The sequence below is a fragment of the Roseomonas aerilata DSM 19363 genome (genome assembly GCF_000711725.1).
GTDB classification, from domain to species: domain Bacteria; phylum Pseudomonadota; class Alphaproteobacteria; order Acetobacterales; family Acetobacteraceae; genus Roseomonas; species Roseomonas aerilata.
Window position 1 is genome coordinate 165,725 of sequence record NZ_JONP01000002.1, and the last position, 25,600, is coordinate 191,324.

At 72.5% G+C, this 25,600-nt stretch carries 18 protein-coding genes; 5 read left to right on the plus strand and 13 right to left on the minus strand.

All coding sequences use genetic code 11. From position 1 onward, the window contains the following. Positions 1 to 9: 9 nt before the first annotated feature. Together BO39_RS03635 and BO39_RS03640 are read right to left on the minus strand one after the other, a co-directional pair. Positions 10 to 2,628, minus strand: a complete 2,619-nt coding sequence (locus BO39_RS03635; RefSeq protein ID WP_169742725.1) for a penicillin-binding protein 1A — start codon at positions 2,626 to 2,628, stop codon at positions 10 to 12. A gap of 230 nt (positions 2,629 to 2,858) precedes the next feature. Next, positions 2,859 to 4,001, minus strand: coding sequence for an N-acetylmuramoyl-L-alanine amidase family protein (locus BO39_RS03640; protein WP_052401417.1), 1,143 nt, complete (start codon positions 3,999 to 4,001; stop codon positions 2,859 to 2,861). Positions 4,002 to 4,832: 831 nt separating this feature from the next. Between BO39_RS03640 and BO39_RS03645 the strand changes: the two genes are divergently transcribed. From BO39_RS03645 to BO39_RS03655, 3 genes are all read left to right on the plus strand, one after another. Then, entirely contained in the window at positions 4,833 to 8,039 is a 3,207-nt protein-coding gene (locus BO39_RS03645) for an Rne/Rng family ribonuclease (RefSeq protein ID WP_043830131.1), read from the plus strand. Between the two features lie 40 nt (positions 8,040 to 8,079). Then, on the plus strand, positions 8,080 to 9,078 hold the full coding sequence (locus BO39_RS34905; RefSeq protein ID WP_052401418.1) for a bifunctional GNAT family N-acetyltransferase/(deoxy)nucleoside triphosphate pyrophosphohydrolase: 999 nt from the start codon (positions 8,080 to 8,082) through the stop codon (positions 9,076 to 9,078). 359 nt (positions 9,079 to 9,437) lie between these two features. Next, entirely contained in the window at positions 9,438 to 10,208 is a 771-nt protein-coding gene (locus BO39_RS03655) for a competence/damage-inducible protein A (protein WP_043830133.1), read from the plus strand. On the opposite strand, the gene BO39_RS03660 is transcribed toward BO39_RS03655, so the two are convergent. Next, positions 10,205 to 11,146, minus strand: a complete 942-nt coding sequence (locus BO39_RS03660; RefSeq protein ID WP_043830135.1) for a M14 family metallopeptidase — start codon at positions 11,144 to 11,146, stop codon at positions 10,205 to 10,207. The two genes, BO39_RS03655 and BO39_RS03660, sit on opposite strands and share 4 nt — an antisense overlap. Before the next feature lie 132 nt (positions 11,147 to 11,278). On the opposite strand from BO39_RS03660, the gene BO39_RS03665 reads away from it, so the two are divergent. Both BO39_RS03665 and BO39_RS03670 read left to right on the plus strand, forming a co-directional pair. Next, positions 11,279 to 12,427 carry an aminotransferase class V-fold PLP-dependent enzyme gene (locus BO39_RS03665; RefSeq protein WP_043830137.1) on the plus strand — a complete coding sequence of 383 codons (1,149 nt, stop codon included), beginning with the start codon at positions 11,279 to 11,281 and terminating at the stop codon, positions 12,425 to 12,427. A 134-nt stretch (positions 12,428 to 12,561) separates the two neighbouring features. Continuing rightward, positions 12,562 to 13,326: an IclR family transcriptional regulator gene (locus tag BO39_RS03670; RefSeq protein ID WP_052401419.1), complete on the plus strand. Its 765-nt coding sequence runs from the start codon at positions 12,562 to 12,564 to the stop codon at positions 13,324 to 13,326. 27 nt (positions 13,327 to 13,353) lie between these two features. Here the strand turns inward: BO39_RS03670 and BO39_RS03675 are convergent, their stop codons facing one another. The 10 genes from BO39_RS03675 to BO39_RS03720 all read right to left on the minus strand — a co-directional run bounded on the left by BO39_RS03675 (position 13,354) and on the right by BO39_RS03720 (position 25,484). Continuing rightward, positions 13,354 to 15,117: an FAD-dependent oxidoreductase gene (locus tag BO39_RS03675; RefSeq protein ID WP_043830139.1), complete on the minus strand. Its 1,764-nt coding sequence runs from the start codon at positions 15,115 to 15,117 to the stop codon at positions 13,354 to 13,356. A gap of 136 nt (positions 15,118 to 15,253) precedes the next feature. Continuing rightward, positions 15,254 to 16,528: an acyl-CoA dehydrogenase family protein gene (locus tag BO39_RS03680; protein WP_052401420.1), complete on the minus strand. Its 1,275-nt coding sequence runs from the start codon at positions 16,526 to 16,528 to the stop codon at positions 15,254 to 15,256. A gap of 37 nt (positions 16,529 to 16,565) precedes the next feature. Beyond that, on the minus strand, positions 16,566 to 17,543 hold the full coding sequence (locus BO39_RS03685) for a tripartite tricarboxylate transporter substrate-binding protein (RefSeq protein WP_169742726.1): 978 nt from the start codon (positions 17,541 to 17,543) through the stop codon (positions 16,566 to 16,568). 139 nt (positions 17,544 to 17,682) lie between these two features. Next, the gene (locus BO39_RS03690) at positions 17,683 to 18,675 is read right to left on the minus strand and encodes a Bug family tripartite tricarboxylate transporter substrate binding protein (RefSeq protein WP_052401422.1); all 993 of its coding nucleotides are present in this window, start codon (positions 18,673 to 18,675) and stop codon (positions 17,683 to 17,685) included. Positions 18,676 to 18,725: 50 nt separating this feature from the next. After that, a complete protein-coding gene (locus BO39_RS03695; RefSeq protein WP_052401423.1) occupies positions 18,726 to 19,781 on the minus strand; it encodes an alpha/beta hydrolase in 1,056 nt (351 codons plus the stop codon). Positions 19,782 to 19,792: 11 nt separating this feature from the next. Beyond that, positions 19,793 to 21,070 carry an acyl-CoA dehydrogenase family protein gene (locus BO39_RS03700; protein ID WP_052401424.1) on the minus strand — a complete coding sequence of 426 codons (1,278 nt, stop codon included), beginning with the start codon at positions 21,068 to 21,070 and terminating at the stop codon, positions 19,793 to 19,795. A 409-nt stretch (positions 21,071 to 21,479) separates the two neighbouring features. Continuing rightward, positions 21,480 to 22,532 (minus strand): amino acid ABC transporter substrate-binding protein, encoded by a 1,053-nt coding sequence (locus BO39_RS03705; protein WP_245614931.1) that lies wholly within the window; start codon positions 22,530 to 22,532, stop codon positions 21,480 to 21,482. Positions 22,533 to 22,597: 65 nt separating this feature from the next. Next, positions 22,598 to 23,848, minus strand: a complete 1,251-nt coding sequence (locus BO39_RS03710; protein WP_043830141.1) for a D-amino acid dehydrogenase — start codon at positions 23,846 to 23,848, stop codon at positions 22,598 to 22,600. A gap of 33 nt (positions 23,849 to 23,881) precedes the next feature. Next, a complete protein-coding gene (gene kynA, locus BO39_RS03715; RefSeq protein ID WP_043830142.1) occupies positions 23,882 to 24,739 on the minus strand; it encodes a tryptophan 2,3-dioxygenase in 858 nt (285 codons plus the stop codon). Further along, positions 24,732 to 25,484: a DsbA family protein gene (locus tag BO39_RS03720; RefSeq protein WP_043830143.1), complete on the minus strand. Its 753-nt coding sequence runs from the start codon at positions 25,482 to 25,484 to the stop codon at positions 24,732 to 24,734. Before BO39_RS03720 ends, kynA begins: the two co-directional genes overlap by 8 nt. Positions 25,485 to 25,600: the final 116 nt, after the last annotated feature.

The window sequence follows — 25,600 nt, forward strand, 5'->3', positions numbered from 1 at the left end:
GGGCCGGCCCTAGTAGAGCCCGCCCAGGCTGCTGTCCACGGCCGAGGCCGTGCTGCCGGCCGAGCGGCCGGCCGCATCCCCACCGGAGGCGACGTTGCCGCCCATGGGCGGACGAGCCGCGTTCTCGGTCCCGGGCTTGAAGGGCTCGAGGATCGACTCGCGGTTGCTGGTGGAGACGCGCACCAGCGCCACGCCCGGCGGCGCGCGGAAGGGCACGGGCGGGCTGTCCTGCAGGGCCGCCGCCACCACCTCGTTGAAGATCGGCGCCGCGTTGCCGCCGCCCGTCTCACCCTCGCCGAGGCTGTGCGGATCGTCGAAGCCGACCCAGACGGCCACCACGATGTCCGGCGTGAAGCCCACGAACCAGTTGTCGTAGTAGTCGTTGGTGGTGCCGGTCTTGCCAGCCACGGGGCGGTTCAGCCCCTTGGCCGCAGCGATGCCCGTGCCCCTGGTGGTCACGCCCTGCAGCAGGGAGACCATCTGATAGGCCGCGATCGGGTCCACCACCTGGCGGCGCGCATCCGCCAGCCGGGGCGGCCCGGCCGAGACATCGGCGTCGCAGCCCTGGCAGCGTCGCGCGTCGTTGCGCCACACCACATGGCCGAAGCGGTCCTGCACGCTGTCGATGAGCGAGGGCTCGACGCCCCGCCCGCCGTTGACGAAGGCGGCGTAGCCCGCGGCCATCCGCATCACCGTCGTCTCTCCGGCGCCGAGCGACATCGACAGCACGCGCGGCATGTTCGGAATGACGCCGAACCGCCGGGCGGTATCGGCCACCTTGTCGATCCCCACCTCCTGAGCGAGGCGGATGGTCACGAGGTTGAGCGACTTCTCGATCGCCGTCCGCATCGTCACCCAACCGTTAGAGGTGCGGTCCCCGTAGTTGCCGGGCCGCCAGACGCCCTGCGGCGTGTTCATCTCGAAGGGCGCGTCCAGCAGCTGCTGGTTGGGCGGGATGCCCTGCTCCAGCGCCGTGACATAGACGAAGGGCTTGAAGGAGGAGCCGGGCTGGCGCAGTGCCTGGGTCGCGCGGTTGAACCAGGACTTGCCGAAGTCGAAGCCTCCGGACATCGCCAGCACGCGGCCGGTGGCGGGGTCGAGCGCGACGACGGCGCCCTCCACCTCCGGGATCTGGCGCAGCACGATGCGCTCGGCCCGGGCATTGCGCCCCTGGGCGGCGGGCAGCGTCTCCACCATCACCACGTCGCCGGGGGAGACGACGTCCTGCATGCGGCGCGGCACGGCGCCCAGGCGCCCGTCGCGCACGGGGCGGGCCCAGGCCATGTCCTCGAAGGCCATCCGGCCCTCGCGCGGCTGGGCGGCGGCGCGGGGCGCGGGGCGCTCGGCCCAGCCGAGGCGGGCCTCGCGGGCGTTCACCTCCAGCACCACGGCCAACCGCCAATCGGCGAGCATGCCGGGCACCCGGTTCACCCCCTCCAGCGCCGGCATCCACTCGGCGGCGGCGGGGGAGACCTTGGCCACGGGCCCGCGCCAGCCGCCGCGGCGGCGGTCATAGGCCATCAGGTGGTCGCGCAGCGCCTTCTCGGTCGCCGCCTGCAGCTTGGGGTCCATGGAGGTGCGGACCACGAGGCCGCCCATCGTCGTCTGCTCCGGCCCGAAGCGGGCGTTCAGGTCGCGCCGCACCTCCTCGGTGAAGTACTGGCCGACGGCGACCAGGTCGGGGCGGGCGCGGCCGCGGGCGATCAGCGGCTCCGCCTTGGCGGCATCGGCCTCAGCGCGGCTGATGGCGCGGTCCTCGAACATGCGCTCGATCACCCAGTCGCGCCGGGCCTTGGCGGCCTCGGGGTGGCGGTTGGGGTTGTAGTTGTTCGGCGCCTTCGGAAGGGCGCCGAGGAAGGCCATCTCTCCGATGGTCAACTCGTCGAGGCCCTTGTTGAAGTAGTTCTGCGCGGCAGCGGCCACGCCATAGGCCTGGGCGCCGAGGAAGATCTCGTTGAGGTAGATCTCGAGGATCCGCTCCTTGCTCATGGCCCCCTCGAGCCGCTGGGCGAGGATGGCCTCCCGGACCTTGCGCATCATCGTGCGATCCGCCCCCACCAGCATGTTCTTGGCGACCTGCTGGGTGATGGTGGAGGCGCCGATGCTGCGCCGGCCGCTGCCGAGCTGCTCAAGATTGGTGAAGGCGGCGCGGGCGACGGCCAGCGGGTCGACGCCGCCATGGGTCCAGAAATTCTGGTCCTCGGCCGAGACGAAGGCCTGCTGCACGCGCTTGGGGATGGCGGCGATGGGCACGAAGACCCGCCGCTCGATCGCCATCTCGGCCATCAGCCGGCTGTCGGCGGCGTAGATGCGCGACATCTGCGGCGGCTGGTAGTCGGCCAGCCAGGCATGGTCCGGCAGGTCCGCCGTCGCGCTGCGCCAGAGGCCGTAGCCGGCAATGCCGCCGACCACCACGCCGATCATGCCGACCGCGAAGACGAAGCCCACGGTGCGCCGCAGCCAGATGGCGCGGCGCGGGCGGGGCTTGCCGGGGCGTCGCGGGGAGCCGGCGGGCGGCACCGGCGGCTCCGTGCCGTCACCACCACCGCCGGAACGCAGGGGATCGGCACCGCGCGGGCGGCGCTCGCCCACCAGGGGCCGTTCGGCGCGCAGATCTCTCGAAGCCATCCCAATCCTCATGGCGGCCCCGCCGGGGCGGCCCATCCGTCGTCCGTCGTGTCGCAAGCCCCGCGGGCGGGGCCATGGCAGGCCGCGCCGCGCCCGAAGGGGCGAAGCGGTGCTTCTAGCACAGGTCTCAGGGGCCGGGGTTTAACACCTCCGCGCGGAACCGGTCAGTCTGAAACGTAGCCCGAGCAGGCGCGGGCCGAATCGGTCCGGCCGGCCTTCGACGAGGTGAGCTAGCCGAAGGAGGCCATGCCGAGGCCGGGGCGCTCGAGATAGTCCTCCACCGCCGAGGCAAGGGCGGTGGCCACCACCGCCCGGTGATCCGCCCGGTTGAGCTGCGCCTCGTCCTGCCGGTTGGAGAGAAAGCCGATCTCCACCAGCACCGAGGGGATGTCGGGCGCCTTCAGCACGGCGAAGGCCGCCTGGCGGTGCGTGTTGGGCAACAGCGGCACGCGGGGGCGAAGGGCGCCCACCGCCATATTGGCCAGCCGCACCGAGCCCTGCCGCGTCTCCTGCCGCACGAGGCTGAGCAGGATGCGCTGCACATCGGCCGAAACCGGCGGCAGGTTCAGCCCGCCCGCCGCATCCGCCGCGTTCTCCCGCCGAGCAAGGCCCGCCGAAAGGGCGTCCGAGGCCGTCTCGGAGAGAGTATAGACGCTCGCCCCGCGGGCGCCCGGGGCCGAATCGGCGTGCACGGAGACAAAGAGCACGGCCCCGTTCCGCCGGGCGAACTCCACGCGGTTGGCGAGCGGCACGAAGACGTCGCGGGTGCGGGTCATCATCACCCGGCAGCGCCCGCCGGCCTCCAGCCGCCGCCGCATCTCCTGCGCCGCGGCGAGGACGATACGCTTCTCGTAGGTGCCGGCGGCGCCGATCGTGCCGGGATCCTTCCCGCCATGGCCGGGATCCAGCACCACCAGGGGGCGCGGCGCCGGGGTGCCCTGCACGATCGGCCGCCCGGTGCCGGCCATCCGCACGAAGGCGTCGCCCGGGCCAGGGCGGAGGGAGAGGACGAGCGCCCCGCCCTCCTGCACCACGTCCGGCACGCCGACGGGGGCGGCGAGGTCGATCACCAGCCGGCGGGCGCGGGGCTCCCAGCGGGCGGCGCGGACCGGGCCGGCGCCGGGCAGCACGAGCGGGCCGCGCCAGCCGTGCCGGGGCAGGCTGAGAAGCAGCTGGGCCGGCCGCGCCTCGGCCAGCAGGCGGTAGCCGCTGGCAGCCCCGCCGGGCAGCACCAGGCGCGCGCCGTCGCCCTCGGCGCGCAGGGTGGCGGGCGCGGCGGCATCGGCCGGGTCGGCCAGGGCTGCGCCAGCGGCGGTGGCAGTGGCGGCAAGGGCTGCGGCCAGAAGGCCCCGGCGCGTCGCAAACGACTTCATCCCTTCCGCAGACCCCTCCCCAGGCCAGGCGGCACCCGGCATCCCCGAATCCCCGGCGGGAATCCTTCGTGGATCGTAGCACCGCGAATGCGGCCGATCCTTGCCACAAAGCCTATCTCCCCCCTTCCGAGCGTTCACGCGGAAGCGAGTCCCAGCCCTTCCCGCCGCTTCCCCCGCCGGTGTGTCCCGCGGCACACACAGCGCCTTGCCCCCTGCTCCCCCCCTGCGTATGGTGCAGTGCCCCGGCGGCACGCCGCCGGTGGAGGGTTCCGGGCGCGGCCGACACAGAACGGCCGCCGGTCCACCAGATGGACGCCCGACCCGCGCCACCCCGGCCAAGGGGCCGCCGCCAGCGCCGATCTTCGGCCGGGCGAGCCGGCCCGGGGAACCGGGGGCGCGGATAGCAATCCTCGCCGGCGCGCGCCACGCGGCGCGACAGGGCCCCGTCTCGCTCCTCATGGGTCTATCCCCTGAGCTGCCTGGCGGACCGCGACGCGCCAGCCGCCGGACCGCCCGCGCGCGCCCCTCGCCTGCCAAAGGAGAGGGGACCGCCGCGCCGAGGGGTCCGCGCAGGGCCGCGACAACGGGCGCCCCGGCGCCCGAGGACGAACCCATCGGATGCCTCGGCATCCGAGAGCAAACGGGCACCCCCTGCCCGAACCCACCCGGGCATTCAGTTGCCCATGAGCGCATCCGGGCCCCGAGCCCGCGGGAGAAAGGAACGGCGGCGGATGACGGTCACCCTCGCTCCGCGCCGGTCCCCTCCCGGCCCCCCAACCCTCACCGCCGCCGGTTGCACAGAGCCCCGCGCGGCGCGGAGCCCTCTCTTCCATGACCAAGCGCATGCTGATCGATGCATCCCACCCCGAAGAGACGCGGGTGGTGGTGCTGGACGGCAACCGTCTTGAGGACTTCGACCTCGAGACCCAGAATCGCCGCCCGCTGAAGGGCAACATCTACCTGGCCAAGATCGTCCGGGTGGAGCCCAGCCTGCAGGCCGCCTTCGTCGAGTACGGCGGCAACCGCCACGGCTTCCTCGCCTTCGGCGAGATCCACCCCGACTACTACCAGATCCCCGTCGCCGACCGGCAGCGCCTGCTGGAAGCCCAGGCCCAGGAAGCCGCCGAGGAAGACCCCGAGGACGAGATCGAGACCGCGGCCGAGCGCGTGGCGCCCCGCGACGACGCCGACCTCCAGCGCAGTGGCCGGGATCGCGACAGGGACCGTGATCGGGGCCGCGGGCGCGACCGGGACCGGCACGGCCGCCGCCAGGGGGTCGCATCGCCCAGTTCGGACGCCGTCCAGGAGGCCGCCGACGCGGCGCTCGGCTCTGAGGCCGCGGGCGAGGAAACGCCGGCGATCGAGCAGGCCCTGCCCCTGGAGCATGCCGCGTCGTCGGAGCCCGAGCAGGCCGCCGAGGACCTGACCCTCAAGGCGGCCCCCGCCGAAGCCCCGAACGAGGCTCCCGGCGAGACGACCGATGAGGCGCCGGCCGAGCCCGCGGCGACCTCCGGCGCCAGCGCCCTCGAGCGGGCCGTCGGTATCGACCTCAGCGGCCCCGGCGAGAGCCTGGGCGAGGACGGCGCCCCCGCCGTGACCCCGGCCGAGGAAGCCCCGCCCGCCCCCGCCGCCCCGATCGACCCCACCCCCTCCCCCATCGCCGGCGAGACCGGCGGCGGCGAGGACGGCGCCCCGCCGCCGGAGGCCCGCCCCCCCCAGGCTCAGCCAATGACCATGCATGTGGACCGGGTGAGCGAGGGCGACCCCGTCGCCGAAATCGGGGCCGAGGCCGGCGCCGGGGAGGAGGACGAGGGCAACGAGGTCGAGACCGTCTCCGACGATACCCCGCCCCCCGAGACCATTGGCGGCGACGACCGCGAGGACCGCGAGGACCGCGAGGGTACGGACGAGGAGCGCCGCGAGCGCCGGGTCCCCTCCAAGTTCCTTCGCCACTACAAGATCCAGGAGGTCATCCGCCGCCGGCAGGTGATCCTCGTGCAGGTCGTCAAGGAGGAGCGCGGCAACAAGGGCGCCGCGCTGACCACCTATATCTCCCTGCCCGGCCGCTTCTCGGTCCTGATGCCGAACTCGCCCAAGGGCGGCGGCGTCTCCCGCAAGATCTCCTCGGCCGCCGACCGCAAGCGCCTGCGCGAGGTGATCGACGAGGTGGGCCTGCCGCGCGGCATGGGCATCATCGTCCGCACCGCCGGCGCCCAGCGGCCCAAGCCCGAGATCCGGCGCGACTGCGAGTACCTGCTGCGGCTCTGGGACGACATCCGCACCCGCACCCTGTCCTCCACCGCCCCCGCCCTGGTCTATGAGGAGGCCGACCTCCTCAAGCGCTCCATCCGCGACAACTTCGCGCGCGAGATCGAGGAGATCCAGATCGAGGGCGAGGACGCCTTCCGCCAGGCGCGCGACTTCACGCGCATGCTGATGCCGCAGAACGAGCGCAAGATTAAGCTCTACCGCGACCCGAGCATGCCCCTCTTCGCCCGCGCCGGCGTGGAGCAGCAGCTCGACGCCATGATGTCCCCGACGGTCCAGCTCCGCTCGGGCGGCTACATCGTCATCAACCAGACCGAGGCGCTGGTCTCCATCGACGTGAACTCGGGCCGCGCCACCCGCGACCGGCACATCGAGGACACCGCGCTCCGCACCAACCTCGAGGCCGCGGACGAGATCGCGCGCCAGCTTCGGCTCCGCGACCTCGCCGGCCTCATCGTCATCGACTTCATCGACATGGAGAGCAGCCGCAACGACGCGATGGTCGAGCGGCGGATGAAGGAGGCGTTGCAGCACGACCGCGCGCGCATCCAGGTCGGCCGCATCTCGCATTTCGGCCTGCTGGAGATGTCGCGCCAGCGGCTGCGCCCCTCCCTCACCGAGCACTCCTTCGTCACCTGCCCGCACTGCCAGGGCCTGGGCATCGTCCGCTCCGACGAGAGCGCCGCGCTGCACGTGCTGCGCGCCATCGAGGAGGAGGGCGCGAAGCGCCGTGCCGCCGAGATCGTGGTGCACTGCTCCCCGGCCGTCGCCATGCACATCCTCAACCGCAAGCGCGAGCGGCTGGCGGCGGTGGAAAGCCGCCACGACATGTGCGTGATCTTCGAGCCGGACGCGACGATGACCGCGGCGCAGAACCGCATCGAGCGCACCCGGCCGCAGACCTCGGTCCCCGCGCCCGCCGCGATGCCCGCACTGCGCATGGACTACGCGCCCGAGCCGGTGATCCTCTCCGGCGGCGGCGACGACGAGGAAGAGGAGGAGATCCTCCCGCCCGAGGAAGCGACCGGCGCCACGGAGGCCGCCGAGGAGGCCGCCCCCGGCGACGCCAATGGCGAGCGCGGCCGCCGCCGCCGCCGCCGCCGCCGCGGCGGCCGGCGCGAGGAGGGAGGCGCCCCCGAGGCCGAGGGCGAGGAGGAGTCCTCCGCCGAGGAACTGCCGGAGGAGGCGCCCGGCGATGCCGGCGAGGAGGAGGCGGCTGCCGAGGCCGCGCCGGCCGAGGAGGAGCGGCCGGTGGGCGACCGCCCGGAGGGCGAGGGCGATGCCCGCCGCCGCCGTGGCCGCCGCGGCGGCCGCCGCCGCCGCGAGGACGAGGCCCCGCGCGCCGAGGGCGACACCTCGCGCCCCGCGGCTGACGCCGCCCCGCGCTACGCCGGCCCCACCCCGGCCGATCCCTTCGGCGGCACCTATGACGCGCTGATGGACACGCTGGACGCGGCGGAGGAGGCGAGCGCCCCCCGCAGCCTGCGCGAGATCCCGATCGCCGCGGAGCCGCCGGCGACGGATGCGGCCGAGGAGCCGGCCCAGCCTATCGCCGAGGCGCCGGCCGAGCCGGCCGCCGAAGTGCCGGCCGAGGCCCCTGCGCCCGAGCCCGCCGCGCTCGCCCCGGCGCCCGAGGCACCCGAGCCCGTGGCCCCCGAGGCCGAGGCGCCGCGCGCGGAGCCGGTGGTCGGCACCGTCGTGCAGCCCGTGCTGCTGGGCACCGAGGAAGCCCCGGCCGCTCCGGCAAAGAAGGGATGGTGGCGCCGCTGACCCGGCGCCCCCGCGCCCGGCACCGCCCGGGAGGGCCGATGTGAGCGACGCGATCTTCGCGCCCCTCGCCGTGGACGACCTCACCCTCCGCGCCCTGCGCGCGGAGGACGCGGCCGAACTGCACCGGCTGGTGAACGACTGGGAGGTCGCGCGCATGCTCGCGCGCGTCCCTTTCCCCTACTCCCGAGAGCTGGCGGACGAGTGGATCGCCTCCACGCGCGCGCAGATCGAGGCGGGCGCGGGCTGGCACCTCGCGATCATGCGGGGCGAGGCGCTGGTGGGCTGCGTGGGCCTGACCACCACCCGCGACGCGCCGCGGCACGCGGAGCTGGGCTACTGGGTCGGGCGGCGCCACTGGGGACAAGGCATCGGCCCCCGCGCCGCCGGCCGCCTCGCGCGCTGGGCTCTGGCCAACCTCGACATCGACGTGATCCACGCCTCCGTGCTGGAGGAGAACGCGCGCTCCGCCGCCGTGCTGGCGCGCATCGGCTTCCAGGAGGATGGCTGGGCCGAGCAGGACTTCACCGCCCGCAACGCACGCCTTCCCGTCCGCCGCTTCCGCGCCGGGCGGGCGGAGCTCTCCGCCACCTCCGAACCTGCCACGCCGCCCGCGCCGCCCCCCGCCGGCACCGAGGCCGCGACCAACCTGCTGCTGGTGGTCGCCTGCGGGCTGATCGATGCCGACGGGCGGGTGCTGCTGGCCCGCCGCCCGGAAGGCAAGCACATGGCCGGCCTCTGGGAATTTCCGGGTGGCAAGGTCGCCCCGGGGGAAACACCGGAAGCCGCCCTGATCCGCGAATTGTACGAGGAACTGGGCATTGACGTCTCCGCCGCCTGCCTCGCCCCCTTCGCCTTCGCCTCCCACCCGCTGGACGGCCGGCACCTGCTGATGCCCCTCTATCTCTGCCGACGCTGGGGAGGAACGCCGGAGGGCCGGGAAGGCCAGGCCCTGGCCTGGGTGCGGCCGAACAAGCTTGGCGACTACGCGATGCCGCCGGCCGATAAGCCGCTGGTGGCGCTGCTCAGGGATTTTCTCTGAGGTTCTTCTGACCTCCGTTGCGGCCTCGGAGAGGGCGCCGCCCTCTCCGAACCTCACCCGCCAAGGGCCTGAGGCTCCTGGACCCCCATCTGGCTGGCGCGGATGCGATGATTGGGGGCTAGGGCTCTTCTAAGCGCCCTTCCTGCGCGTGGAGTCGCCTCGGGTCCATGGCTCGAGGCGCACCGACTGCAAAGCATTCCCAACCTGAAAAAGGGGATGATGGGGAGGGGTCTGGGGAGAGGAAGAACTCCTTCTTCCTCTCCCCAGAGCCGCAAGCACGATCGAGCACCGCCACGCCCCGGGCTTGACGCCGCGCCCCAGTGCGCAACCTTGCAGGCTTCGCCCGAGAGAGTCGCCAGATGACCCAGCCCACCGCCGCCCTTCTCATCATAGGCAACGAGGTGCTGTCGGGCCGCACCCAGGACGCCAACCTGAAGTTCATCGCGACGCGGCTGGGCGAGTTGGGCATTCCCCTGCGCGAGGCGCGCGTGATCCCGGACGTGCCGGAGACGATCATCGGCACGGTGAACGAGATCCGCGCCCGCTTCACCTATGTCTTCACCACCGGCGGCATCGGCCCGACGCATGACGACATCACCAGCGAGTGCGTCTCCCGCGCCTTCGGCGTGCCGTGGGAGGTGCACGAGCCCTCCCGCGCGATCATGGAGGCCGACTACGCCCGCCGCTCCCCGCCCGTGGAGATGAATGCCGCCCGGCTGCGGATGGCGACGCTGCCGCGGGGGGCGGAGCCCATTCTTTGCGGGGAAACGTCGGCGCCCGGCTTCCGCATGGAGAACGTCTACGTCATGGCCGGCGTCCCGCGGATCATGCGCAGCATGTTCGAGGTGGTCGCCCCCACACTGCAGGGCGGCACCCCCGTGAAGTCCCGTGCCCTGCACGCGACGGGGCTGCTGGAGGGCGCGATCGCCGAGGCGCTGACCGCCGTGCAGAACCGCTTCCCGATGCTCGATATCGGCTCCTACCCCTACTACCGGGAGGGCGGGAACGGCGTGGCGCTCGTCGCCAAGGGTACGGACGAGGCCGCGCTGGAGGCTGCAGCGGCCGAGATCGCCGCGCTCATCCGTGCGGATGGCAAGGAGCCCATCGTGGGAGAGCCGGCGGCAGCCTAGCCCTCCGCCCGCTCGGCCAAGCGCACCGCCACATGCCCACGCATCACGCGTGGGCTGGGCATCACCAGCATGCAGTCGTCGTGCGGCGTCCGAATCTCCGCCGCCCCGTCGTGCGCGATGAGGGTGCCGGCGCGCGGGATCACCGCGCCACCGCGGAAGCTGCCCGTGAAGGCGAAGTGGCGCGAGACGGCGGTAACGGCACGGGTGACACGCCAGACGGAGGCGTCGCCGCAGGGCGAGGCGGGCACCGGGATCATGCCGAGGGCGCGCAGGAAGCCGCGCACGCAGGCCTCCGCCACTACCTCGGTGCCGGGCTCCCAATGCATCCCGGCCTCGACCAGCAATGCGGCCCGGCGCGTGCCAGGGGCGATGAAGGGCGCGTGGTCGATCAGCCGCGGTCCCTCCGGGTGGCCCGAATCGGCCACGATGGTGCCGGGGACGCCGATCGCGCGTGCCAGGTCCAGCGCCGCTGGCGTCGCCTTGCCCAGGATCAGCGGGTCGGAGGGCCAGAGCATGGAATGAAGGTCGAGCAGCACGTCGGCCGCCTCCACCACCGGGCGCAGCGCGCGGGCGCGGCGAAGTTCCAGGCTGTCGCGCCGGCCATCCAGGTGCTGCGGGCTCCAGACCCGGTTCATGTCCTCGTCCACGTAGCGGGAGAGGGTGGGGTCCGCCGGGTCGAAGCGGGCGAAGGCGTCGAGGTTGGCGAAGACAAGGGTCAGGCTGCCGCGGACCGGGCGCGGGCCCGCACGCAGCAGCCGCGCCAGCACGGCGGCCCCCGTGAACTCGTTGCCGTGGATGAGAGAGACGATGACGGCCTGCGGCCCTGCCACGCCCGAGTCGAAGCGCCACACCCCCGGGATTCCGGTATTGCCGCGGGCCGCCGCGCCGAGATCCGGGACGGGCACGCGCACCGGGAAGCCAGGGGCATCCTCGGTCACGGCGCGGCGCGGCCTGGCCTGTCCGGCGGCGCCGGGCGGCGGGGCGCGGCCGCTGGCTGACGTCGTCGTGTCATTCCCGGTCTCCCGCGGCCACTCTATACGCTGGCGGCACGGCGACAATCCGGAGGGGTGATGCTGGACCTGCGCGCGCATTTCTCGCGCTTCCTGACGGCCGAACCCGGCCGGCTGCACTTCGCGGCCCATAGCCACCATCCCTGGCCCGACGTGACGCGCGAGGCCCAGCTTCGCGCCTGGGACGACGCGGCCCGCCTGCACGACAGCAAGTGGGAGAAGGTGCTCGGCCCTGTGGCAGGTCGCGCGGCCGCCGCGGTGGCCGCCCAGCTCCGCCTGCCGGATCCTTCCACCATCGCCTTCGCGCCGAACACGCACGAGTTCGTCCGCCGCATACTCAGCGCCATGCCGCTCGGCCGCCCGCCCCGCGTGCTCACCACCGACGGCGAGTTCCACTCCTTCGCCCGCCAGGCCGCGCGGCTGGAGGAGGAGGGGCTGATCGCCGTCACCCGGATCCCCTCCGAACCCGGCGGCGACTGCGTGGCGCGGCTGGCCGAGGCCGCGCGGGCCGGCTTCGACCTCATCTGGGTCAGCGAGGTCTTCTTCCACTCCGGCTACGCCCTGACGGGGCTGGAAGCTCTGGCGGAAGCCGCCGGGGAGGCCGCGATGGTCATCGACGGCTACCACGCCTTCATGGCGCGGCCCGTCGATCTCTCGCGCATGGCGGATCGCGTCTTCTACACCGCCGGCGGTTACAAATACGCCATGGCCGGCGAGGGCTGCTGCTTCCTGCACTGCCCGCCCGGCTGGCTCCCGCGCCCGCGCGACACCGGCTGGTACGCCGCCTTCGGCGCCCTTTCCGCGAGCGACGGGCGCGTCGGCTACGCGGAGGACGGGCGGCGCTTCCTCGGCGCCACCTTCGACCCTTCGGGGCTCTACCGGCTTGATGCCGCGCTGCGCTGGGTGGAGGAGACCGGCCTGACCGTCGCCGCGATTCACGCCCACGCGCATGCCCTGCAGGAGCGCTTCATCGCGGGGCTGGAGGGCACGGGGCTCGACCCCGCTTCGCTGGCCGTGCCGCTCTCCGAACCCCGGCGCGGCAACTTCCTCGCCTTCGACCTCGACGAGGCCGGGGAATGGCAGGCCCGGCTGGAGGCCGCCCGGATCACCACGGACCGCCGCGGCCGGCGGCTGCGATTCGGCTTCGGCCCCTACCAGACTGCCGACGAGGTGGACGAGGCGCTGGCGCGCATCCGCAAGCTCGCCTGAACCGGCCTCCCGGCCCGGCGGGCGGCCGCTTCACAAAGCCGACCAAGCCTGCAATCTGAGGCCTCATGACAACGCCTCATCGCGACGCCCGACCGGTCCCTGCTCCGGTTTCTGCCGCGGATGCCCGGGCCGGGATGCAGCTCATCTCGCGCGCCTCGGCTGTGCTGCAGGCGCTGGAGGGACAGCTGACCGGCCTCAGCCTCGGCCAGATCGCGGGCGTGACGGGCCTTCCGCGCCCGACCGTGCAGCGGCTCGTGGACGCGCTCTGCGCCGAGGGCTTCGCGCTGGTGGACCCGCAGCAGGGCGGCGTGCGGCTCGGCCCCCTCATCGCGCGGCTCGCCAGCTCGGTCCGGATCGACCTCGTGGCGCTCGCGCGGCCCTATCTCGAGCGCTTGGCCTGGAAGACCCAGGAATCCGCGGCCATGACCACGCTGCAGGACGGGAAGGTCGTCGTGCTCGCGATCGTGACGCCGCCGGCACGCGCCATCCAGCTGACCGCCAGCGTCGGCTCCCACTGGCCGCTGCACAGCTCCGCCGAGGGAAAGGCGCTTCTCTCCGGGCTTCCGGAGGACGCCATCCGCGCGATGCTGCCGCCGGCGCTGGAAGCGCGCACGCCGCGGACGACCACCTCCGTCCTGGCCCTCCTCGCCGAGATCCAGGAGGCCGCGGCGCACGGCGTCGCGGTGGATGAGGAGGGAACGGCGACGGGCATCTCCGCCCTCGCGGCGCGGCTGGTGGATGGGACGGGGCGGCGATACGCCCTGTCCCTCCTGCTCCCGGCCTCGCGCTTCAACGCCCTGGCCGGCGAATTGCGGAGCGCCCTGCTGGAGTGCCGGGCCGCCGTGCTGACCGCGGCGGGCCTCCCGCCGATGCCGTCACCCGAGGGATTTGCGGAGTGACGGCAGGGCCGGTGCCCGAAAGGGCCCTCAGGCGGCCCGGCTGACCGGCACGGCCCCCGCGCGCCCCAGCACGGCGCGCAGGGCGTCGCCCAGCCCTCCGACCTGACCGGCATCCTGGGCGCGCCAGGCGACATGCATGTCGGGGCGCACCAGCACGCAGCCATCCTCGTCGATGCCCCGGATCGTCGCCCAGTCCCCGAACAGGTCCTCGTAGGCCTGGCCGGGGCCGATAATGAAAACCTCGATCGGCAAGCCCGTCTCGCCCACCAGCTGCTCCACCTCTCGCTGCCAGGCGCCGCCGTTGATGCCGGTAAAGAGCGAGAAGCGCCCCTTGCCGGCGAGGTCCAGCGTGGAGACCTGCCGGCCGCCCTGGCCGAGCCAGACATGCGGCAGCCGCGCGCCGGGCCAGGTGGTCGGGTGATAGTAGAGTTCCGCGTCCCGCTCCCAGGCCGGCTCTGGCGTGCCGTCCGGCACCACCGCCGCCGAGGCGTAGCGCTGGTTCATCTCCACGCCATGCGCGTTGAACTCGTAGTCCTTGAAGGCGATCGCCTGGCGCAGCGTCTCGCGCTGCGCGGCGGCCTCGGGCGTCGCGGCCTTGCGGGCCTCCATGTTGGCGCGCATTTGGGCGAAGCCGCGGTCGTCGAGCAGGCCGAGCGCGCCGAAGATCGGGCCGAACTCCTCGATGCTCTTGTTGGCGCGCGTGACGATCTGCCGGCCGATGGGCGCGCGTTCCGCATCGTAGGTGTCGAGCAGAGAGGGATCCGCCTGCCCCTTGAGGACCAGCGCCAGCTTCCAGGCGAGGTTGTAGGCATCCTGGATCGAGGTGTTGGAGCCGAGGCCGTTGGAGGGCGGATGCCGGTGCACCGCGTCGCCCATGCAGAAGACCCGGCCCTTCGCGTAGCGCGTGGCGAACATGTTGTTCACCGTCCAGACCGAGGTGGAGGTGATCTCGATCGGGACCGTCTCGTCGCCGATCAGCTTGTGCGCCACCTCCTTCGCCAGCGCGTCGCTCACCTCCGGCGGGGGCTGGTTGATGTCGTAGCCCCAGACGATCAGCCACTCGTTCCAGGGCCGGACCATGCGCACCAGCCCCATGCCGATGCCGCCGATGTTCGATCCCGGCTGCAGCACCCAGTAGAGCACGCTCGGACGGTGCGCGACGTAGCGGGAGAGGTCCGCCTTGAAGACGATGTTCATGCTCCCGGCCACGCCCATCCGGCCCTCCATCGGCAGGGCGATGTCCTCGGCCACCTTGGAGCGGCCGCCATCGGCGCCGATGAGATACTTCGCGCGGATCTGGTACTCCTCGCCGCCCAGCCGGTCCCGCACCGTCGCCGTCACGCCCTCTGCGTCCTGGGTGAGAGAGAGGTACTCGGTGTCGAACCGCGCGCGCGTGCCGCGGGCGCAGGCATTGCCGAAGAGGATCGGCTCCATCAGGTGCTGCGGCATGTCGCACATGGCCGACGGGCTCGCCTGGTCGTAATCCGCCTTTCTCCGCGGGTGCGTGCCCCAGGTGCGGATGCGGCCGAGTTCCTCGCCGGCGAGGCTCGTGCAGAAGACGGTATTGCCCATCCACTCCTGCGGCGTGGCCAACGCCTTCACCTCCTCCTCGACGCCGAGGTCGCGCAGGATCTCCATCGTCCGCTGGTTCGTGATGTGCGCGCGGGGCGTGTCGGCCAGCCAGCGGTACTTCGTGACGAGCACGTTGGGGATGCCGTAGCTGCTCAGCATCAGCGCGGCCGATGAGCCCGCGGGCCCGCTTCCCACGATCAGCACGTCCGTCTCGATCATCAGCGCACTCCTCCCCTGATCATTCGTCGCCGCAGGCTAGCGCAGCCGGCGGGCCCGAGGCTGAAAGTTTCGCAGGCGGCGCGACAGCCCGGCGCCAGGGCCGCCTCTTTCCGAAGCGGAGCGGCGGGAAGCGCCGCTAGAGGCCACGGAACCCCGTCGGCCGGCCGAGATGCGCCCGCGCCGCGTAGGTCGCGAAGGCCTGGTGCTGCGCGGACATGTGTGTGCGGTACATCTGCACGTCGCGGAAGTAGCGCTGCAGCCGGTTGCCCCGCTTCGTCGCGAAGGCCCCCACGTTGTGGAACAGGGATTCCACCACCTCGCAAGCGAGCTTCCCGCCCTGCTGGAGCATGGTCCAGAGCCGCAGGTTGTCCTCGACCGTGAAAGGGGTGCCGTCGCGGGCCCAGCGGGCGCAAAGGTCCATGTAGCGCCCCGCGGCGCCCATCAGGACGGCCTCCGCCGCATCCGCCTTGGCCAGCGCCTCGCCCAGCGGGCGCTGGAAGTCGTGGTGGTCCGCCCGCAGGACATCTGGGTCGATATAGGTCTTCATCCTCTCTGAGACGGCCTCGTACTCGTCGATGGCCGCCCAGGCCGCGCCGGTCACCACGGCGACGAGGGAGGCGTGGTAGGGGCCCATCAGGCGCCCGAGATACATCGGGTTGCCGTGCAGCCGCGTGCCGTGCGTGCCGTTCTCCAGGCCCTCCGGCCGGGCGAACAGCACGTCGAAGGGCACCACGAAATGGGCGGGCACAAGGGTGTCGCGGATCTCGACGCTGTTGGATCCGCTGGCCCGCATGCCCAGGGTCTCGTCCCCGCCCCAGTCCGGGACGATCTCGTAGCCCCCGCGCGGCACGGCCACGAGCACGGCGCGCGGCGCGGCCTCGCCCTCCCGCAGCAGCGCCGTGCCGATGAAGTGGGTGGCGTGCGGGATGCCCGAGCAGTAGTTCCACCGGCCGTTCACCCGCCAGCCCTCGGCAGTGCGCGTCACGGTGCCCATCGGCTGGGCGCGGTGTGGTGCGATGAAGTCCCCGTCCGGGCCGAAGAGCTCGCGCTGCGCCCTCTCCGGCCAGTGCGAGGCCACGACGAAGCCGTGCGAGGCCCCGAGCGTGAGGCACCAGCCCACGGCGGGATCGCCGCGCGAGACCTCCATCATGACGCGGTAGAAATGCGGCAGCGGCATCTCGTAGCCGCCGAACAGCCGCGGCTGCGTGATGCGGTAGAAGCCGGCATCGCGGAAGGCGCGGTGCAGGTCCTCGCCATAGGTGCCCCGCACCTCGTTCTCCGCCTGCTGCTCGCGCAGGATCGGGCGCAGCGCCGCGGCCCGCTGCACGAGAGCCTCCGGCGTCAGGCCTGGCTCGGGCGCGGGAAGCGGCAGCTGCCGCAACCCCGGATGGTCAGCGAGGGCGAAGGACATGGCTTGGTTCCCGGTCAGGTCTCGGCGGGCGGAGAGGCTATTCCTCGGCCGTGTAGCCGGTGTCCCGCACGATCGGCCCCCAGCGGTCGCGCTCGCTGGCGATGCGCTCGGCCATGCCGCGCGAGCCGAGCGTAGCGGGCGTCTGCTCCATCTTCGCCAGCGCAGCGCGCAGCTCGGGGTTGGCGGAGGCGGCGGCGATGGCGCGCTCCAGCGCCTCCACCACGGGCGCCGGCGCGCCAGCGGGAAGCAGGATCGTGTAGAGTTCCTCCGAGGTCAGCTCCGCATGGCCGAGCTCCGCGAAGGTGGGCACGTCCGGCAGCGAGGCGACGCGCTTGGGGGAGGTGATCGCGAGGACGCGCACATGCCCCGCGCGGTGCTGCTCCCCCATGTCGCCGATCACGCCCATGATGCCGCTCAGCCGTCCCGTGGCGAGGTCCGGCATGGCAGGGCCCGTGCCGCGATAGGCCACATGCATCAGCCGGAGATCCAGCTTGCGCGACATCTGCTCGGCCACGAAATGCGGCATCGAGCCCGCGGCGGGGCTGGCATAGGAGACGTCGCGCTGCGTACGCGCCCATTGCACGAAGGAGGCGAAGTCCTTCGCCGGATGGTTCGGCGCGACGATGAAGGCAAAGCCGAAGGAGGATGTCGCACCGCCCGGCACGAAGTCCTTCGAACCGTCGTAGCGCAGGGTGCGCGGGTAGATGTGCGGGTAGATGGTCAGCATGCTCTCGGGCGTGAAGACGAGCGTGCTGCCGTCGGGCACCGCGGCCTTCGCGGCCTCCAGCGCGATGCGGGCGGCGGCGCCTGGGCGGTTCTCCACGACGACCTGCTGGGCGAAGCCGCCCCGCAGCCGTTCCGCGTAGATCCGGGCGACAATGTCGGCCGCGCCGCCCGGCGGGAAGCCAACGAGCATGCGCACGGTTCGATCCAGTCCCTGCGCGCGCGCCGCGCGCGCCAGCATCGCGGATGCCTGCAGCCCGACAAGGGCGCGCCGACCCAGTGCGAGAACCATGCCCGCTTCCTCCCGGCCCGGCCGGACGGTCCTGATATCCGCCAGCCAGTTCATTGTATCGTTAGATGACGGCTATTCTCTTTGCCGCTCGGCCGTCAACTATTATCGGCGGCCAGGCAGCGGGGCCCCGGCCAGCTCCCTATTCCGCCACCTCGTAGCCGGAGCTGCGGACCACCGGTTCCCATCGGGCGCGCTCCGCCCGCAGCCGCTCGGCAAATTGCGAGGGCGTCGTCTCCACCGGATACTGTTCCAGCCTCAGGAGGGAGGCGCGCATCTCCGGCGTGGCGGCCACGCGGGCAATCGCGCCGTGCAGGCCGGCGACCATCGGCGGCGGCGTGCCTGCGGGCAGGAAGATCCCGTACCACTCGTCCGCCGTGAACTGCGGAAAGCCAAGCTCGGCGAAGGTCGGCACGTCGGGCAGCGTCGCCACGCGCTGCGGCATCGTCACGGCCAGCAGCCGCATCCGGCCGGAACGGTGCTGCTCCGCCGCCGTGCCGATCACCGACATATAGGCCGCGATGCGCCCGCCGTTGAGGTCGGCGAAGGCCATGGCCATCTCGCGATAGGGCACGTGCGACAGCCGCAGCCCTAGCGCCTGCGCCATGATGACGGAGACGAAATGCGGCGTGGAGCCCGCGGCCGGCGTGGCGTAGTCGATCTCCGTCTGCCGCCGCGCCCATTCGACGAAGCCGTGGAAGTCCTTCGCGGGATGGTTCGCGTCCACCATCCAGCCGAAGCCGAAGGAGGAAAGGCCCGTCACCGGCACGAAGTCGCGCTGCGGGTCGTAACGCAGGCTCCGGTAGATGAAGGGGTAGAGCACCATCATCGTCTCGGGCGTCATCAGGAAGGTGGTGCCGTCGGCGGGGGCGGTCTTGGCCAGCTCCACCCCGATGCGCGCCGCGCCGCCCGGACGGTTGTCCACGATCACCTGCGGCGCGTACTGCCCGCGCAGCCGCTCGGCGTAGAGGCGCGCGACCGTGTCCATCACGCCGCCCGCCGAGAAGTTCATGATCAGCCGCGCCGGCCGGTCCAGCAGCGGGCCCTGCGCCAGCGCCCGGTGCGGAACAGCGAGCCCGCTCAGGCCCGCGGCGCCGGCACGCAGCAGCGCGCGGCGCGTGGTGGTACGCTCCATGACGTTCCTCCCCTCCCTGGCCCGGGCGGTTGCTCCGCCCTGTGGCCGCGTTACGCCGTCCTTCGCGTGATCCAGTCACAGAGCAGGGCGGCGATCTCGTCGCTGTTCCGTTCGATCATCATCATGTGGCCGTTGCCGCGCAGCCCGTGCTCCTCCAGCCGCAGATGCTCGACCGGGACGCCGGCCTGGCGCAGGAAGTCCACCATCCCGTGGTCCTCCGCCGCCTTCCAGGAGGCCTCGGCCGTCACCACCGCCACGGGCACGTCCCGCAGGTTCGGCAGCTGCCTCGCCGGCTCCGCCTGCACGAAGCAGTCCTGGAGGTACGGGCGCGGCGCGGCGCGCAGTTCCCGCCCGATCTCGCCGGGCGTTGCCGCCGGCGGGTCGAACCTCATGGGCACGGCGGTCAGGCCCCAGGAGAGCTCGCCGCCCGGCGCCGCGGCGAAGGGCGGCCCCTGCGGTTCCACCGCCAGGATGGCGCGCACCTGTCCGGGCCGTGCATCCGCCGCCAGCCAGCCGAAGGAGCCGCCGGCGGAGTGCGTCACCAGCACCGCCGGGCCGATCCGGTCCAGCAGCGCCGCCGCGCAGCGCTGGATGTCCGCGTGCACCCGCGCGAGGTCCGCGACCGACGGTCCCTGCCCCGCCATGAACTGGTCGAGCACGGGGTCGCCCGGTTCCGTGCCGCCCGGCCACTGCGTGTGCAGCGCCGCCTGGGGATAGGCGTCCGGGGTCAGCTCCGGCGCCACGAACCGCCCGCGCATGAGGCCGTAGCTCGGCGGCGGACCGAGCGAGCCGTGCAGGTCGGGATGATAGGGCGAGCGGCCGAGCGCGGTGCGGTCCACGACATAAACGGCGTATCCGTGCCGCAGGAAGGCGGTGGCCCAGCCCGGCCGCCCGTCGGGCGTGCCGAGATAATCGAGCCCCTGCCCGCCGCCGCCATGCACCATCACCACGGGCAGCGCGTGCTGCCGCACGGCGGGCACCATGTACTGGACGAACATCTGCCCAGCCGCCATCAGGCCGCCGGCCCGCTCCTCGCGCTCGACGCCCACCCAGAAGAAGCCCTGGTCGGCCAGAACAGGCGGCGCCTGTCGCGTCACCCCGTCCACTGTGCGCTTCCTTACAGCCCGCGCATGCCGATGGGCCGGCCGAGATGGGCGCGGCCCACGAAGGTCGCGAACTCCTCGGGCTGGGCCGAGCTGTGCGTGCGGTACATCGTCACGTCCCGGAAGTAGCGCTGCAGCCGGTTGCCCTTCTTCGTGGTCATGGCACCCGCGGAGCGCAGCAGCGATTCCACGACGTCCGAGGCCATCGCGCCCGCCTGCTGCAGCACCGCGCGCAGGCGAAGGTTCTCCTCCACGCTGATCGGCGTGCCGTCCGCGGCCCAGCGGTCGCACAGCTCCATGTAGCGGTCCAGCGTGCGGAGAAGGATCGCCTCCGCGGCGTCAGTGCGCGAGAGGGCGAGACCGATCACGCGCTGCGCATCGTGGTGGTCGGCGCGCAGGGTGTTCGGATCCGTCGGCACCTTGAAGCGGCCGATGATTGCCTCGTACTCGTCGATCGCCGCCCAGGCCGCCCCGACGATCACCGAAACGAGCGAGGCGTGGTACAGGCCCATGATCCGGCCGAGATACATCGGGTTGCCGTGCAGCCGCGTGCCGGGCGTGCCCTCCGCCATTTCCTCGGGCCGGCAGAACTGGGCGTTGAAGGGCACGACATGGTGCGTGGGGATGACCGCCCCTTCCACCACCACCGTGTTGGAGCCGGACGAGCGCATGCCGAGGATCTCGTCGCCGCCCCAGTCCTTCACGATCGTGAACTCGCCCCGCGGCACGACGACCAGCACGGATTCAGGCGGCTCGCCTTCGCGCTGCAGCATCGCCGTGCCGATGAAATGCGTCGCGTGCGGCACGCCGGAGGAGTAGTTCCAGCGCCCCTCGATCCGGTAGCCGCCCGGTACGGGCGTCGCGGTCCCGAGCGGCAGCGCGCGGTGCGGCGCGACAAAGTGGCCGGTCTCGCCGAAGAACTCGGCCTGCGCCCGCTCCGGCCAGTGGGAGGCGATGAGGAAGGCGTGCGACGCGGCGAGGGTGAGGCACCAGCCCACGCCGGGATCTCCGCGCGAGATCTCGACCATGGTGCGGAAGAAGACGGCGGGCGGGAACTCGTAGCCGCCGAACATCCGCGGCTGGGTGATGCGGTAGAAGCCCATCCGCTCGAATGTATCGTGCAGGTCGGGGGCATAGGTGCCAAGCTCCTCGTGCTCCGCCTGGCGGTCCCGCAGCATGGGGCGGAGCGAGACGGCGCGACGGATGAGCTCGCCCGGCGTCAGCCCGGGTTCCGGGAGGGGGAGCGAGACCTTAGGCGCGGCCTTCGCGTGGCCGAGTGCGGTGAGGTGCATGAAACGCTCCCTTCGCGATGACGGGACACCCCAGGCGCGTCCCCGCGTATATTCTTATCTATCCGTCAGTCGGTACAGCGCATCGAATTGTTGGAGGCTAGGATGGCGTCGGCGCGGGTGTCAATTTTTCATTGACCCTTCACCGGCGCAGCGCCGGCCGGCCGGCCGGGGAATGCTTTCGAACAGCCTTGCCGGCAACGACGAGCGCCGCCCCGACGCTCTCGGGGCGGTGATCCACGTTCCCGGCCTGCGGGAACCGTCTCTCAGACAGTCAGGTTATCCCGGCGAACATGCGAACCGACACACCGCGGCGACGCGGCTGCGCCGGGATGCTGCTTCTGGAGACCGCGCCGGGGGCGGTTGTCCGAAGTGGAGCGGACGGGGCGGGACAACCCCCGCCCCGCCAGCCTCAACGCATGGCCGGCGCGTAGATCAGCCCGCCCTGGCTCCAGAGCCGGTTCACGCCTCGGTCGATCCCGATCGGCGTCAGGTTGCGCGCGAAGATCTCGCTGTAATTGCCGACCTGGCGCACGGCCTCATAGGCCCAGCGGTCGTTCAGGCCGAGCATGGTGCCGAAATTGCCCGTCACGCCCAGCAGGCGCTGCGTGTTGGGGTCGGTGCTGCGGAGCTTCTCGGCGAGGTTGGCGCTCGTCACGCCCTGCTCCTCCGCCTCGATGAGGGAGAAGAGGGTCCAGCGCACGATCTCCAGCCAGCGCTGGTCGCCCTGGGCGACGACGGGGGAGTAGGGCTCCTTGCTCAGCACCTCCGGCAGCAGCACGAAGTCGTCAGGGTTGGGCGCGCGCAGCCGCGTGCCCGCCAGCGCCGCGCGGTCCCAGTTGAAGGCGTCACAGCGGCCGTTGAACAGCGCGTCGAAGATCTGCTCGAGGTTTTGGAAGACAAGCGGATTGAGGCGGATGTTGTTCGTGCGCGCGAAGTCGGCCACGACCAGCTCGTTGGTCGATCCCGTCTGGACGCAGACCGAGGCGCCGTCGAGCTGCGCCGCGCGCTCCAGCCCCGGCGACTTCCGCGCGAGGAAGCCGGCGCCGTCGTAGAAGGCGATGCCGACGAATTCGAGGCCGAGCTGGATGTCGCGCTGGAAGGTCCAGGTGGTGTTGCGCGAGAGAACGTCGATCTCGCCGGACTGGAGCGCCGTGAAGCGCTGCTGCGCGGAATAGGCCTGATAGCGCACCTTGTTCGCGTCGCCGAGCACGGCGGCGGCGAGCGCCCGGCAGAAGTCCACGTCGAAGCCCGACCAGCCGCCCTGGCTGTTGGGCGTGGAGAAGCCGGGCGTGCCCTGCGAGACGCCGCAGCGGACGTAGTCGCGGCTCTTCACCCCGTCGAAGATCGGCGTGGCGCCGCGGGAGACGGCGGCGGGGGCCGGCGCCGGGGCCTGCGCCCTCGCGGGCGTGCCGAAGGCGAGCAGCGCGGCGCCGAGCGCGCCGAGCATCGGGGCGAATCGCATTCTTGTCTCTTCCCTGTCCAGGTTCGCATCATCCTGACCGGCGCGCCCCGCGCCGGGAAGGCCGGTCAGGCGGCGAAACCATCCATCGGGATCGGCGGTGCCCGTCCGGCGAGCAGATCCGTCACCACCCGTGCCGAACCCATGGCCAGGGTGAAGCCGAGCGCGCCGTGGCCAATGTTGAGGTGCAGGTTCGGCAGCCCGCGCACCGGTCCGAGGATCGGCAGGGCAGTGGGGGTGGCCGGCCGCAGCCCGGCCCAGGGCCGCAGCGTCTTCCAGTCCGCCGCATCCGGGAAAGCCTCCCGCGCCTGCCGCACGAGAAGGTCGAGGCGCGAGAGGTCGAAGCGCGTGTCGTAGCCAACCAGGTCCGCCATCCCCGCCACCCGCAGGTCACGGCCGAGGCGGGCATAGACGACCTTGCGCGCGAAGTCGGTGATGCTGATGCGCGGCGCCGCCTCGTCCGAGGCGATGGGAAGGGTGAGGCTGTATCCCTTCAGCGGGTAGAGCGGCGGGCGGATGCCGAGCGGCGCCAGCAGCCGCGTGCTGCCAGCGCCCATGGCCAGCACGACCGCGTCCGCCTCCTCCACGCCCGCATCCGTCAGCACGCCGACGACGCGGCCGCCCACCGCGAGGATCTGCCGCACCTCCGTGCCGAAGGCGAAGGTGACGCCGAGATTGCCGCCGCGCATCGCCGCCTCCAGCCCCGCGCAGAAGAGGCGGCACTCGGCCGCGTCCTCGCCGCGCGTCAGGATGCCGCCGCAGATGCGGTGCGCGATGCCCGCGAGCGACGGTTCCGTCATCAGGCATTGATCGCGCGAGAGCGGCTCCTGCTCGCTGCCGAGCGATCGCTGGTAGTCCACCAGGCGGCGCGCGGCCTCGAATCCGATCGTATCGGAATAGACGACGAGCTTGCCGGCGTGCCGGAAGGAGCACTCGATCGCCTCGTCGCCGATCACCGCCCGCGTCAGGTCGCGCGAGAGGAAGGAGAGGAGAAGCAAGCGGCGCGTGGTGCGGTCCGCCGTTCCCGCGTTGCAGGCGGCAAGGAAGCGCGCCCCCCAGGCCCATTGCGCGGGGTCGAGGCGCGGGCGGAAGCGCACGGGGCTGTCCCGGTCCAGCAACCAGCTCGGCAGCTTGCCGATGACGCCCGGCCCCGCCAGGGGCGCGACATAGGAGTAGGAGAGTTGCCCACCATTCGCGTGGCTGCTCTCCAGCGCGACGCCCCCGCGGCGCTCCAGCACCGTGACGGCGTGGCCGTCCCGCGCCAAGAGATAGGCGGCGGCAAGCCCCGTGACGCCGGCACCGAGGACGAGGACCTTCATGCGGGGATCATCGCCCGCCCCGGGGTCGCGCGGCTAGAGGCGGCCGCGCACCGTCCACAACTCAGGGAAGAAACGGCGCTCCAGCGCTCGCCGCAGATAGGCAACGCCGGCCGAGCCGCCGGTGCCCGTCCGCATGCCGATGACGCGCTCCACCGTGGTCACGTGGCGAAAGCGCCACTGCTGGAAGGCGTCCTCCAGGTCCACCAGTTCCTCGGCTAGCTCGTAGAGGTCGAAATACTCGTTGCTGTTGCGGTAGATGACCGCCCAGGCCTCCACCACCCCCTCGTTCTCGACATGGCGCTCCGAGGGGTTGGCGATCAGCACGGAATCGGGAACCGGGATGCCACGGCGTGCCACCAGGCGCAGCGCCTCCTGATACAGGGACGGCGCGTCGAAGGCGGCGCGCAGCCGCGCGGTCAGCGCCGCGTCATGCGCGTGGGGCTTGAGCATGAACTCGTCCCGTGCGCCCAGCAGGATCTCCATCAGCCGGTACTGCCAGGACTGGAAGCCCGAGGACTGGCCGAGCACGTCGCGGAAGGCGAGGTAGTCGGCCGGCGTCATGGTCGAGAGCACGTCCCAGGCCTCCACGAGCTGGCGCTGGATGCGGGAGACACGGGCCAGTCCCTTGAAGGCCGGGCGCAGGTCGCCCACCCGCACGCAGGCCGTCGCCACCTCCAGCTCGCGGATGATGAGCTTCATCCAGAGTTCCTGGACGTGGTGGATGACGATGAAGAGCAGCTCGTCGTGGTGCTCCGACAGCGGCTTCTGCGCGGAAAGAAGCGTGTCGAGGTCGAGATAGGCGCCGTAGGACATGCGGCGGGAGAAATCGGTGGCGAGGCCCGCCCCCTCCTCCCGCGCGTGCTCGGGGCCCTTGCCGTCCGCGTCAGCCACGGCGACGGGCCTCCGCCACCAGGCGCTGCAACTCGGGCAACTCCACCGCGCCGGGCACCAACGTGTCGCCGATGACGAGGGCCGGCGTGCCCTCCAGCTGCAGGCGCTGGGCGAGCGCGATGTTCGCCTCCAGCCGGGCCTGGATGGCGGGGTCTTCCATGTCGCGGCGCAGGCGCGGCCAGTCGAGGCCGGCGCGCTGGGCCTCGGCCTGGATCACCGCCTCGGTTGGCTCGGTGCGCAGCTTCAGCAAGGCGTCGTAGAGCGGCTCGTACTTGCCCTGGCGCTGGGCGGCGAGCAGCGCGCGGCTGGCGAGGACGCTGTTGGGCCCGAGGATCGGCAGGTCTTTCATCACCACCCGGATGTTGCCGTCCCGCTGCAGGAGTGCCTGCATGTTCGGGTAGAGCGCCTTGCAGTAGGTGCAGCGGGCGTCGAAGAACTCGACGATGGTGACGTCTCCCCGCGGGTTGCCCTTGATGGGGTCGCGCGCGTCGTTGAACAGCGCGTCGCGGCTGGCGGCCAGCGCGGCGCGGCGGGCGCCTTCCTGCTCGTTCCGCTGGGCCTCCTGCATGGCCCCGATGGCGTCGCGCAGGATGGAGGGGTCGGTCCGCAGCGCCTCGCGCAGGATGCCCACGATCTCCTCCCGCTGGCGGGGGGTGAAGCCGGGCGCCTCCTGCGCCTGGGCCGGCCCGGGGCCCCAGGGCGTGCAGAGGGCCAGGAATGCCCCGATCATCAGGATGCGCTTCATCGATACCCGTCCTCTCGCCGGCGGTGGCGGCCGGCCGTCCCTGGGCCCAAGCCTATCACGGCACGGCGCCGGTCACAGCCGCCGGCCGCGCTCGCCCTGGAACCCGCATTTCAGCC